The organism is Streptomyces sp. NPDC004542 (assembly GCF_040610035.1).
GTDB lineage: Bacteria > Actinomycetota > Actinomycetes > Streptomycetales > Streptomycetaceae > Streptomyces.
On record NZ_JBEXLP010000005.1, the window covers coordinates 1 to 11,823 of the forward strand.

General features: G+C 72.7%; 12 protein-coding genes and 1 pseudogene. 7 read left to right on the forward strand and 6 right to left on the reverse strand.

Annotated elements, in window-relative coordinates:
• Positions 1–273: 273 nt before the first annotated feature.
• Both ABZX30_RS04520 and ABZX30_RS04525 read right to left on the reverse strand, forming a co-directional pair.
• Complete coding sequence (locus ABZX30_RS04520; protein WP_355928711.1) at positions 274–828, reverse strand: hypothetical protein; 555 nt, start codon at positions 826–828, stop codon at positions 274–276.
• 56 nt (positions 829–884) lie between these two features.
• Positions 885–1,547 carry a bifunctional DNA primase/polymerase gene (locus tag ABZX30_RS04525; protein ID WP_355928714.1) on the reverse strand — a complete coding sequence of 221 codons (663 nt, stop codon included), beginning with the start codon at positions 1,545–1,547 and terminating at the stop codon, positions 885–887.
• A 495-nt stretch (positions 1,548–2,042) separates the two neighbouring features.
• Here ABZX30_RS04525 and ABZX30_RS04530 point away from each other — a divergent pair, with 495 nt between their 5' ends.
• The 3 genes and pseudogenes from ABZX30_RS04530 to ABZX30_RS04540 form a co-directional block, all read left to right on the forward strand.
• Positions 2,043–3,614 carry a PP2C family protein-serine/threonine phosphatase gene (locus ABZX30_RS04530; protein WP_355928717.1) on the forward strand — a complete coding sequence of 524 codons (1,572 nt, stop codon included), beginning with the start codon at positions 2,043–2,045 and terminating at the stop codon, positions 3,612–3,614.
• Between the two features lie 106 nt (positions 3,615–3,720).
• On the forward strand, positions 3,721–5,238 hold the full coding sequence (locus ABZX30_RS04535) for an aminopeptidase P family protein (protein WP_355928720.1): 1,518 nt from the start codon (positions 3,721–3,723) through the stop codon (positions 5,236–5,238).
• Between the two features lie 66 nt (positions 5,239–5,304).
• Positions 5,305–5,634, forward strand: a pseudogene (locus ABZX30_RS04540) (winged helix-turn-helix domain-containing protein); the annotation flags it as partial.
• A gap of 56 nt (positions 5,635–5,690) precedes the next feature.
• Here the strand turns inward: ABZX30_RS04540 and ABZX30_RS04545 are convergent.
• The 4 genes from ABZX30_RS04545 to ABZX30_RS04560 all read right to left on the reverse strand — a co-directional run bounded on the left by ABZX30_RS04545 (position 5,691) and on the right by ABZX30_RS04560 (position 8,662).
• Positions 5,691–6,254 (reverse strand): GNAT family N-acetyltransferase, encoded by a 564-nt coding sequence (locus tag ABZX30_RS04545; protein ID WP_355928722.1) that lies wholly within the window; start codon positions 6,252–6,254, stop codon positions 5,691–5,693.
• A gap of 111 nt (positions 6,255–6,365) precedes the next feature.
• Positions 6,366–7,181: a triphosphoribosyl-dephospho-CoA synthase gene (locus ABZX30_RS04550; protein ID WP_355928725.1), complete on the reverse strand. Its 816-nt coding sequence runs from the start codon at positions 7,179–7,181 to the stop codon at positions 6,366–6,368.
• 9 nt (positions 7,182–7,190) lie between these two features.
• Complete coding sequence (locus tag ABZX30_RS04555; protein WP_355928728.1) at positions 7,191–8,132, reverse strand: intradiol ring-cleavage dioxygenase; 942 nt, start codon at positions 8,130–8,132, stop codon at positions 7,191–7,193.
• A gap of 83 nt (positions 8,133–8,215) precedes the next feature.
• Positions 8,216–8,662 carry an ATP-binding protein gene (locus ABZX30_RS04560; protein ID WP_355928730.1) on the reverse strand — a complete coding sequence of 149 codons (447 nt, stop codon included), beginning with the start codon at positions 8,660–8,662 and terminating at the stop codon, positions 8,216–8,218.
• A 200-nt stretch (positions 8,663–8,862) separates the two neighbouring features.
• Here ABZX30_RS04560 and ABZX30_RS04565 point away from each other — a divergent pair, with 200 nt between their 5' ends.
• The 4 genes from ABZX30_RS04565 (at position 8,863) to ABZX30_RS04580 (ending at position 11,813) form a co-directional block, all read left to right on the forward strand.
• Positions 8,863–9,729, forward strand: a complete 867-nt coding sequence (locus tag ABZX30_RS04565) for a hypothetical protein (RefSeq protein ID WP_355928733.1) — start codon at positions 8,863–8,865, stop codon at positions 9,727–9,729.
• A gap of 155 nt (positions 9,730–9,884) precedes the next feature.
• Positions 9,885–10,622, forward strand: coding sequence for a YcnI family protein (locus tag ABZX30_RS04570; protein ID WP_355929110.1), 738 nt, complete (start codon positions 9,885–9,887; stop codon positions 10,620–10,622).
• Between the two features lie 91 nt (positions 10,623–10,713).
• Complete coding sequence (locus ABZX30_RS04575; RefSeq protein ID WP_355928735.1) at positions 10,714–11,367, forward strand: SCO family protein; 654 nt, start codon at positions 10,714–10,716, stop codon at positions 11,365–11,367.
• Positions 11,364–11,813, forward strand: coding sequence for a copper chaperone PCu(A)C (locus ABZX30_RS04580; protein WP_355928738.1), 450 nt, complete (start codon positions 11,364–11,366; stop codon positions 11,811–11,813). The genes ABZX30_RS04575 and ABZX30_RS04580 overlap by 4 nt, the downstream gene beginning before the upstream one ends.
• The last annotated feature ends 10 nt before the right edge of the window (positions 11,814–11,823 follow it).

Sequence of the window (11,823 nt, forward strand, 5' to 3'; positions counted from 1 at the left end):
ACACAACCCCACAGTACACCATCCCATACCCCACACCCTACAACCTCCCGGCGCCTCCCCGGCCGCCCCCCCGCGGCCAGGGCGTCCAGCCGGGTGACTCCTGTCACAACTCCCCAATGTGACAGGCAAATCCGTGTCTGAATAGCCGAGATCGAATTTGCGAACCGCCGATCTCTTGTTACCGTTCCAGTAGCCCGGTTGCTGGTGCATCCCCCGTCGCCAGCAACCGGGTCTTTCCATGTCCGCCTCCGGTGTACGGAACGCTACCGTCCGTCAACTTCCGGTGGGGACTCCCGAGTTGCTTCCGGAGCGCAGCAGCAGGGGCCCGTCGGCGCCTCGTGCCGCGAACTCCGCGACGGCCGTGTAGGCGTCCGGCCCGCCCTTGACCGGCTCCCGGGGCGTCTCGCACGTGCCGGGCTCCTCGTCGGCGCCGACGGCGCACCGCACCTGCACCGTGTGCCCGCCGGGCCCCATGAAGCTCAGGACGGCGTCGAGCGCCTCGCCGGTGGCGTTGCGGTAGTAGGCGCGTGCCCAGGTCTGCGCGCCCTGCGTCATGACACAGGTCTGGGCCTCGGCACCGTCCGGTGCGGTGAGTTCGGGACCGCAGCGGGCTGCGGTGGCCAGACCCAGGCCGAGCAGCAGCGGGGAGGGCGTGGGCGCGCTGGAGGGATCCTTGGCGTCGGCGCCCGGAGTCGCGTCGCCGGCGTGCTGCGACGTGCGCACGGCCGCGGGCCGCGCATCGCCCACCTGCCCGGCGGACGCCACGGTCAGCGGCAGCGCGACCGCGCACACCACGACGCCCGCGAGGGCGAGCAGACGGACGTTCATGAACAGGGAAGATAAGTCCCAGCGCGCACCGAGGGCCCCGCGCGCGCCCGACACCCTTACAACTCGGGCGCGCTCACACCCGTACGAGTGAGGGCGTCGACCACGGCGTCCACCACGGCCTCCACGTCGGGCACCCACGGCGCGGCCGAGCCGGGCAGCGGGGCGCGCTCCCAGCGGACGGCGCCCTGGCCGGTCTCGGAGGGCGGCAGGGCGAGGTACCCGCCCTCGCCGTGGAAGCGCAGGGAGCCGGGGACGAAGTCCTTGGCGTACAACAGCTCGCCCAACTGCTCCATCGAGTACGGCTTGACCAGCAGCGACCAGCGGGTGGGCGAGGCGATCACCGGGCCCAGGCGCATGCCGGCCCGGTCGAGGGCGTCGAGGGCGCGGGCCGCCGCGGCGGCCGGCAGGCTGACCGCACAGGGCGCGGTGCCTCCGGTCGCGAGGACGATGGGCGCACCCGGCCGGTTGGTCCACCACCAGCGCACCATGCGCTCGTCGGTGGTGGCCGCGAGCAGGCCCGGGTCGAAGGGGTGCGCGCCGGGAACCGTGCACTCCGGGTCGGGGCAGGTGCAGCGGGACCGCCCCCGCGGGTCGGGGGCCACGCCCGGGAGTACGGGCCACCGCCATCCCGCCGCGAAGGTCAGGGCCGCCTCGAGCTCGGGCCTCCCGTCGTTCCTTCCGAACAGGAGCCTGCGTCGCCTTCCGAGGATCTCGCGCATGAGCGCTCGTTCCTTTCCGTTGCACCGCTGGCAACACCGTGGACCACATCACACCATGTGTCGATCACTTCACTGTGCGTACCTGTTGGCGCATCACACCCCCGCACAGAGCAGGGGGAACCCCAGGGGGTCGAGCGTTGGCCGCGTCCGCGTCCATACTGCGTCCATCAAAAGCACGGCCGCGGCGTGGGGGTGGCGAAGTCTGGCGTTTTGCCGCCGCGCGTATTTCTCTTCGCCTCCGCCACGGGAGGATGGGGCACGGTCGTCAGTGGCTAAGACGCCCGGGTCCGTCGCCAGGTTCCGGGTGGCCCCCAGCCACCCCTGGCCTTCTCCGAGTACGTACCCATCACGACCGTTGTGACGCTCCGTGGAGCAAGCCCAGTCGACCGCAATGAACCTTTACCTGAGGCAGTTTTAAGCCAAGTTCGCCGTAATGCAAGACCCCCTGCACGTACCCACAAGTGGCCCACGGACACCAGGAATCCCAGCAGGACAATGCTGGACATCCCCTCACGAGTGCGTGTACATGTGGAGACACTGCTAGCGGCGCAGAAAGACATGGGGGTTTGCGATGCTTTTGAGCAATACGCACAGGTCCGAAGGCCGAACACCATGAGCGCCCCGCACCCCTCGAAAGTGGCCGGAATCGATTCAACGCTTCCCACGCCCGCTCACACTGCCGCACCCGCACCCGCCGCCCCCGGCACCCCACCGGCCGCCACCGCCCACCCGGTGAACTGCCCGCACGCCCCGCACGCCCCCGCCCCCGCCCCCGCCCCCGCCCCCGGCACCCTGCTCCAGGACCGGCTCGCCGGGTGGGTCTCGGACCTCACCACCCTCCACGAACTCACCGAACGCCTGGCCCGTACCGGCACCCTCGACTCGGCGCTGACGGAACTGCTGCGCGCCGGAGCCGCTCTCGTGGGCGCCCGGCGCGGTCTCGTCGATCTGGAACCCGGGGACGGACTCGGCCCGCGCACGACCGTCGGCCTGGGGCTGGGCCGGGCCGACCTCGGCCACCTCGAGACCGTGCCGCGCGGCGCCCTGCCGTACGGCGAACTCCTCGACCCCGCCGCCGGACCGCCGGGCGGACGGGGCGAGAGCGTCCGCCCCGACCTGTTCGCCGAGGACGGCCTCGACCCGCTCCACCGCGAGGTGGCCGCCCGCCTCGGCTGCGCCGCCAGCTACGCCCTGCCCCTGGCCACCGACACCGCCGGCCGTCTGGGCGCCGTCGGCTGGCTCTACGACGAGCCCGCCGAACCGGACGAGCGCCGCCGCCACCTGGCCGGCCTGTACGTCCGCCACGCCACCGAGCACCTGGCCCGGCTGCTGGAAGTGGAGCGCACGCGTGCGTGCATGGCGACCATCGCCGAGGAACTGCTCCCCTCCCGGCTGCCGCGGGTCGCCGGCGTGCAGCTCGCCGCCCGGCACCGCACCGGCCCGCGCGGCGGCGGCGACTGGTACGACGCGCTGCCGCTGCCCGACGCCGCCCTCGGCCTCGCGGTCGGCTCCGTGACCGGCTCCGGGCCCAGCGCGGTCGCCGCCATGGGACGGCTGCGGGCCAGCCTGCGGGCGTACGCGGTCATGGAGGGCGAGGACCCCGTCGCCGTCCTGTCCGACCTGGAGCTGCTGCTGCGCCTGACCGAGCCCGCCCGCTCGGCCACCGCCCTGTTCGCCTACTGCGAGCCGGCCCTGCGCAAGGTCACCCTGGCCGGCGCCGGGCACAGCCCGCCGCTGCTGATCGGCGAGCGGCGTACGGAGTTCGCGGAGACCTCGGTGTCCGCGCCCCTCGGGATGCTCGCCTGCTGGGAGGCGCCGAGCGCCGAGATCCAGGCGGAGGCCGGGGACACGGTGCTGCTGTACACCGACGGGCTGCTGCACCGCACCGGTGACCCCATGGACCGTGCCTTCGCCCGGCTGCACGCGGCCGCCGCGACCGCGCCCCGGGCCATGCGCCACGACCCCGGTGCCCTCGCCGACCACGTGCTGCGCGCGGTGCTGCCGGACGGAATGGACCCGGCGGACAGCGAGGAGGACGTGGTGCTGCTGGCGGCGCGGTTCGACTGACCGGTCGGTCAAGAGGGCGACTCACCCCGGTCATGAGTGTCCGGCTCTGTGGCCCTGTCCGGTACGACCGTACGATGGACGGGATCCAGCCCAGTGTCGAGGAGGAGTGACCGTGGCGGACGAGCCCCATCCGGCGGTTCCTGATTCCGCTGCTGACGCAGCGGGCCCGGAAACCGAGTCCGAAGAGCCCATCAAGCAGCGCAAGAACAGCCTGTACCCGGGCGTGTCCGACGAGCTCGCCGAGAACATGAAGTCCGGCTGGGCCGACACGGAGCTGCGCGACCTGCGGCCCGTCGAGCAGGCCGAGCACACCGCGCGCCGCCGTGCCGCGCTGTCCGCGCGCTTCCCGGGCGAGCGCCTGGTGATCCCGGCGGGCAACCTGAAGACCCGCTCGAACGACACGGACTACCCCTTCCGGTCGTCGGTCGAGTACACGTACCTCACCGGCAACCAGACGGAGGACGGCGTCCTGGTCCTGGAGCCCACGACCACCCCGGACGGCAAGAGCGGCCACAAGGAGACGATCTACCTCCTGCCGCGCTCCGACCGGGAGAACGGCGAGTTCTGGCTCTCCGGCCAGGGCGAACTGTGGGTCGGGCGCCGCCACTCCCTCGCCGAGTCCGAGGCGCTGTACGGCATCCCCGCGGCCGATGTGCGCGACCTCGCCGACAAGCTGCGCGCGGCCACCGGCCCCGTCCGTGTGGTGCGCGGCCACGACGCCGGCATCGAGGCCGCGCTCACCGACAAGGTCACCGCCGAGCGCGACGAGGAACTGCGGGTCTTCCTCTCCGAGGCCCGGCTGGTCAAGGACGACTTCGAGATCGGCGAGCTGCAGAAGGCCGTCGACTCCACCGTGCGCGGCTTCGAGGACGTGGTGAAGGTCCTCGACAAGGCCCAGGCGACCAGCGAGCGCTACATCGAGGGCACGTTCTTCCTCCGCGCGCGTGTGGAGGGCAACGACGTCGGCTACGGCTCCATCTGCGCGGCCGGCCCGCACGCCTGCACCCTGCACTGGGTGCGCAACGACGGCCCGGTCCGCCCCGGCGACCTGCTCCTGCTGGACGCGGGCGTGGAGACGCACACGCTGTACACGGCGGACGTCACGCGCACGCTGCCCATCGACGGCCGCTACAGCGACATCCAGAAGAAGATCTACGACGCCGTGTACGACGCCCAGGAGGCCGGCATCGCGGCCGTGCGGCCGGGCGCGAAGCACCGGGACTTCCACGACGCCGCACAGCGGGTGCTCGCCGAGCGGCTCGTCGAGTGGGGTCTGGTCGAGGGCCCGGTGGAGCGCGTCCTGGAGCTGGGCCTGCAGCGCCGCTGGACGCTGCACGGCACCGGCCACATGCTCGGCATGGACGTCCACGACTGCGCCGCCGCGCGCGTGGAGACGTACGTGGACGGCACGCTGGAGCCCGGCATGGTGCTCACCGTCGAGCCGGGCCTGTACTTCCAGGCCGACGACCTGACCGTGCCGGAGGAGTACCGGGGCATCGGCGTCCGCATCGAGGACGACATCCTGGTCACCGAGGACGGCAACCGCAACCTCTCGGCCGGCCTGCCGCGCCGGTCCGACGAGGTCGAGGCGTGGATGGCGTCACTCACGGGCAGCGAGGGCTGACAGGAGAGCGACGGCCGGGTACCTGAGCGGTGCCCGGCCCTTCACGTGCCTGGGGGGAGGGTGTTCGTGGACGACTTCTGGTCCGGTGTCGGAGTGGACCTGCACCGGGAACCGGACGCGGCGAACGGGCGGCGGGCCGGGCTGGAGCGGGCGCTCCGCGATGCCGTGCGGGACGGGCGGCTGTCGCCCGGGACGCGTTTGCCGGCGACGCGGCGGCTCGCGGCAAAACTCGGCGTCTCGCGGGGGACCGCGAAAGGGGCGTACGACCAGCTGGTGGCCGAGGGGTGTCTGACGGCGCGGCAGGGGTCGGGCACCCGAGTGGCCTCGCTGCCCTCCGTGGACACCGACGCGCCGGAGGCGGTGGCACGCACGCGTGCCCCGCGTCTCGATCTCCGGCGCTCGATGTGCTGGCGAAGGCGCTGGACGCGGGGTGAGCCGGCCGGGGCCGCGGGTCAGAGGGAGGGCTCGTCGTCGTGCAGGATGCGCTGGAACAGCCGGTGGTCCCGCCAGGCTCCGTCGATGGCCAGATAGCGCGGGGCCGTGCCGATCTGCTCGAAACCGCACTTGGCGAGCACACGCTGGGAGCCGGTGTTGTCCAGGAGGGTGGTGGCCTCGATGCGGTGCAGCCCCACGGTCTCGCGGGCCACGCGGCACACCGCCCGCACGGCGGCGGTCGCCAGCCCGCGCCCCTGGCGGTCGGCGGCGATCCAGTAACCGAGGTAGGAGCTGCGGAACGGGCCGAGGACGATGCTGGACAGCGTGATCGTCCCGGCGATCCGTCCGTCGGCGGCTTCCAGGACCCATGGGACGGTCCGCCGCTCGGCGTACTGCCGCAGCCGTTCGCCGAGCACGGCCGCCTGACCGGCGGCGGTGAAGAACCGCTCCGGGCGCCGGGGTTCCCAGGGGGCGAGATACTCGCGGTTCTCCACGTAGGCCGCGGCGAGTGCGGCGGCATCGGCTTCCGTGGCGAGCCGCAATATCAGGTCGTCCGTCAGTTCCTCGGCCGGGATGTGCATGCGTTCACCCTATGGGGCTACGGTCCGGGCGTCCGCCGCGCCGTGACAGCGGACTCGCGGGGTCTCGCGGGGACTCGCCGCACGGGCACTCTGCAGGGCGGATTCCGGGGTTCAGGTCACCGGCAGCGAGTCCAGGAACAACGCCCCCGCCAGCAGTCCCGCGCTGCCCCGTGGGCTCCACGCGCGCGCGTGCAGGTCGGCGTCGAAGGCGGCCAGCGCCTCGGCGCCCGCGGGTGTCGCCGTACCGCCCGCCTCCAGGATCCCGCGGGCGCCCGCCTGCACGTGGCGCAGGCCCAGCGGGCCCGCCGTGTAGAGCAGTTCGGTGTCCTGGAGGGTGGACATCACGGTGAGCAGGGCGTCCAGGCGGGCCTCGGCCTCGGTGGCGCCGGCCGAGCGCGCGGCGGCGAGCGCGTCCCACGCCCGCCGCACGTGCGGGAATCCGGCCTTCGCCTCGCCGCGGGCCCCGGCCGCGCCGTACTTGGCCGACACCGAGGAACCGCGCGAGGGCCGCAGCGGGGCGCTTCGGTCGGGGTGCGCGGCGATCCGCTTGGCGACCGTCAGCACGTCCCGCGCCCCCGGCCGCGGGCCGAGCGCGGCCGCCGAGACCAGCAGGCCCAGCGTCCACAGGGCGCCCCGGTGACCGCCGCCCGCCAGGCCGACCGCGTGCTCGGCGCACCGGCCTATCGCGCCCAGTTCCGCCCGCAACGCCGGTGTGACGTCACCGGTGCGGCGGGCGGAGGCGGCCATCGCCGCGAGGCCGGGTGCCAGTGCCTTCGCCGACCAGCGCAGGGCGCGGTGGTCCCTGCGGGTGGTCCGGGCGGCCAGGTCGCGCGGGTCGGGCAGCCCCGGCTTGGGGGCCAGGAGCACTTGCCCGGTGAGCGCCTCCACCGCGGCCCGCGCCAGCGCGTCGTCCTCGCGACTGCTCATGGCCGTACCTTATGAGGACGCGGACGCCGAAGGGGAGGCGCTGTCACTCGGGGCGCCGCTCGGCGGGGTGCCCGTCGGGGCGTCGCTGGGGGCGCCGCTCGGCGGGGTGCCTCCGCCACCGCTGCCCGCGCCGGTGTTCTCGGCGTCGGGATCGACGCCCAGGGTGAGGTAACCCTTGTAGCCCTTGGAGGGGTCCTTCTTGTGCACGGGCTCCAGGGTCAGCAGGCCGCTGGAGGCGCCGCCGCCGTCGTAGACCATGTCGTCGGCGAGCTCGGTGTAGGTCCCGGTGTGCTTGGAGTACGGCTCCAGCGCGAAGACCGCCTCGGCGATGTCGTCGTCGAAGAACAGCTGGCCGGTGAAGTTGACCTTGCCGCCCTCGTAGGTGCCGTCCTCCTTCTGGCCGCCGGTGTGCACCTTGATGTGGATGTGGCAGGTGCGCGGGGTGTACCAGCCGGGGAAGATCGTCTGGAACTTGACGACCCCGTTGGCATTGGCGATCTGGTAGCCGCGCAGATAGGTGGTGTCGTCGGCGCTGTCCCCCTCCTCGCTCTCGGCCGGGGCCGAGCCGCCCGGGTTGGCGGTGGTGTAGCCGGAGTAGTAGCCCCAGGCGTCGCAGTGCCAGATCTCCACGGCCGCGCCGGAGACCGGGGTGCAGCCGTCGGTGGCGTCCACCACGGTGAGCCGGAGCGTCAGCGGGACGCCGCCCTTGCCCTCGGTGATGTCCTTGCGCACCAAGGCACCGTCGAGGTAGTAGGGCCCTTCCGTGACGCTCGACATCAGCTGCATGCAGGTGCCATCGGCCGAGGCGGACGTGCTCGCCGCGGTCTCGGTGGTGGTGTCGGCGAACGCCGACTGGTAACCGGCGACGGCGAGTCCGCCGGCCGCGACCGTGCCGCCGGTCACCGCGATCGCCCGACGCCGGGTGATGGTGTTCCTGTGTTTTCCCGTCATGGTCGAACAACCTAGGAACCGAGCTTGTCAGGGACATGAGTCACGGCTGGGAAGAGGCTGTGAGGGCCGGGGAAACCGAACTCCTAGACGGCCAGGAGGGGTGCGTCGTCCCGCCACTTGAGCATCTTGTCGAAGCTGACCACCGTCCCGGCCCGGCCCGGCTCGGCCCCGATGTGGACGTGGTCGGCGAGTTCCCGGATGAGGCACAGGCCGCGCCCGTGCTCGGCGTCCACGCACGGCAGCCGGGTGTCCACGCCGCGGGCCGGCCCCGGGCCGGAGTCGGTCACCTCGATGCGGCACTTCTCGCCGTCGAGATAAGCGGTCACCCGGTACGCCTCACAGGAGCCGCCGAGCGCCCCGCCCCCGCCGTGCTCGACGGCGTTCGCGCAGGCCTCGCTCAGGGCGACGGAAAGGTCGTACGAGATGTCGGGGTCCACGCCCGCCGTCTCCATCGCGCCGAGGAGCAGACGTCGGGCGAGCGGCACGCTGGCGGCCTCGCGCCGCAGATGGAGTGACCACCAGATGCTCATGCTCCAGCCTCCTGGCTGCGGCTCGACATACCGATACGTATTGCCGCCCGTGGCCGTGTGTAAGCACCCCGTTGACGTGACGCCGCCCATACGGGGGATGCGGCCGAGGACGAATCGGTGTATGAGGGGCGGTCCGGCGGCGTCCTTCTCGCGGACCTGCCGTAGGACTCGGGCACGGGCAGTGCGATGATGAGCCCGCCATGACTGCCCCCCACCCGCGCGCGACGCGCGCCGGAGCGGAACTCCGGATTCTGCGGGCCGCGGTGTTCGCCGCGGTCTGCGTCGTGCTGGCCGCGGCGGGGCACAGCCTGGCCGCCTGCGCCGCCGTCCCGCTGTGGACGCTGGGCGCGGGATTCCTGGGCACCCTCGCGCTGGTGGCACCGCTCGCCGGGCGGGACCGCTCACTGCCGGGGATCGCCGCGCTGCTCGCCCTGGGCCAGGCCGCGCTGCACACGCTGTTCGGGCTGGCCGAGCACGCCACGGCGGCGAGGGCCGCCGGGGCGATGTCCACGGGCGCGTCGGCCGGAACGAGCGACCAGGCGGCCCTCGTGGCCCGCGCCGCGCGGCTGCTGTGCGGGAGCAGCGCGGGTTCCCTGACGCCCGCCCACGCGTACCGGCTCCTCGCCGACGCGCACCTGGCCATCGGGGCGGACCTCAGCTCCTCGGCGGGCACGGACATGAGCACCATGCGGCACGCGGCGGACGCCGGCACCGGCTCCGCCGCCTCCCTGCTGATGTCGCTGCTGCCCTCCCTGCCGATGCTCCTCGGCCACCTCGTCGCGGCCGTCGCCGTCGGCTGGCTGCTGCGCCACGGCGACCTGGCGGTGCTGCGGCTGCTGAACCTCTCGGTGCACGGAGTCGCGGAAGGGGCGCTCGTACGTTCCCTGCGCGCGGCGCTCGCACTGGTGTGCGCCCTGTGTGCCGGGCTCCCGGACGCTCCCGATCCCCGCGCGCGTGACCGTCGTACCGGCTCGGACGACGCACCCGCCCCGCACACCAGCGCACTCCAGCACACGGTGATCCGGCGCGGCCCGCCACCCGCCGCCGCACTCGACCTCGCCGCCTGACGCGACACGCGAGCCACTCCACATGGGACCCGTGCGGAGAGGGGGCCCGCCGTCGTGCCACGCGCGCGTGCCCCTCTTCGCCCCGGAACTCATCCGGACTCGTCCGGACTCACCCGGAACTCACTCAGAGTGGAGTGCTGTCTGTCATGAAGGCCATCAAGGCTTCCCGCCTCGCCGCCGCCGCTGCCGTCGCCGGCGTCTCCGTACTCGCCCTGTCCGCCCCCGCGTTCGCGCACGTCAGCGTGCAGCCGGAGACCACACCCGCCAAGGGCGGCTACGCGGTCGTCGACTTCAAGGTGCCCAACGAGCGCGACGACGCCTCGACCACCAAGCTCGAGGTCAACCTCCCCGCCGACCACCCGCTGGCCTCGGTGATGCCGCAGCCGATCGACGGCTGGACGGTGAAGGTCACCAGGTCCAAGCTGGCCAAGCCGATGGAGATGCACGGCAAGAAGATCACCGAGGCGGTCACCAAGGTCACCTGGACCGCCGACGGCAAGGGCATCGAGCCCGGCTACTTCCAGAAGTTCCCGCTGTCCATCGGCGCCCTGCCCGACGACACCGACGAACTGGTCTTCAAGGCGATCCAGACCTACTCCGACAAGGAGACCGTCCGCTGGATCGAGGTCCAGCAGGACGGCCAGGAGGAGCCCGAGAACCCCGCCCCGGTGCTCGCGCTGGCCGCCGCCTCCGCCGACTCCCACGGCTCGACCGCCGCCACGGACGCCTCCGAGAAGACGGACGAGAAGGCCGGGGCCACGGCCGCCGCCGCGGACTCCTCCGGCGGCGGCAGCGACACCACCGCACGCGTGCTCGGCATCGTCGGCATCGTCGTCGGCGCCGCGGGCGTGGCCTACGGCGTGCTCGCCGGACGCCGCCGGACCACCGCCTGACCCTCTCCCCTCCACACCGCGCACCGGGGACCGTGCCACGCTTGCGTACGGCCCCGGTGCGCGCCGGAGCCCTCACCTCTGGGACATTTCCATGCGCAACAAGACGTTCGCCGCGGCCGCCCTGCTCGCCGCGGCCACCCTGACCCTGTCCGCCTGCGGCAGCGGCGACGACGGCAAGTCGCCCATCGCGGTGGTCTCCGAGGAGTCCGGTTCGGACCAGGCCGCCACCGTTCTCGACCAGCCGTTCGAGAAGCCGGACCTCGTCCTCACCGACACCCACGGCAAGAAGTACGACCTCCGCAAGGAGACCAAGGGCAGGCCGACGCTCGTCTACTTCGGCTACACCCACTGCCCCGACGTCTGCCCGCTGACCATGAACAACATCGCGGTCGCCAAGAAGTCGCTGGCCAGGGCCGAACAGGACCAGCTGCGGGTGGTGTTCGTCACCACCGACCCCGACCGCGACACCCCCGGTGAGCTCGGCAAGTGGCTGAAGGGCATAGACCCCCAGTTCATCGGCCTGACCGGCGACTTCTCCACCATCCAGGCCGGCGCCCGCTCCCTCGGCATCTCCGTCGAGCCGTCGAAGAAGGACAAGAACGGCAAGGTCGTCTCCGTCCACGGCACCCAGGTCATCGCCTTCTCCCCGAAGACCGACGGCGGATACGTCCTCTACGGCGAGGACGCCAAGGTCGACGACTACACCAAGGACCTGCCCAAGATCATCAAGGGAGCCAGGCCGTGAGGCGTGCCGCCCTGTTCGCCGCGGCGGCCGGCGCCCTGGCGCTCGCCGGCTGCGGCGGGTCCGCCGACGCCGGGGCGGAGCTGTCGGTCCGCTCCTCCTACATGCCCCAGCCGGTCTCGGCCGACCTGGCGGCCGGCTTCCTGACGATCGTCAACAACGGCGGCACGAAGGACGAGCTCACCTCGGTCACCAGCGACGCCGCCGGTGACGTCACCATGCACGACACCGTCGGCGGAGCGATGCAGGAGGTCAGCTCCTTCCCCGTCCCCGCCCACGGCCGGCTGGTCTTCAAAAGCGGCGGCAACCACCTGATGTTCGAGAAGCTGAAGCGCAGGCCGAGACAGGGCCAGAAGATCACCCTGCGACTCTCCTTCGCCAAGTCCGGACCCCTCACCGTCGAGATGCCGGTGAAGTCCGCCACGTACAACCCGTCGACCGGACACTGAGGGAGGGACC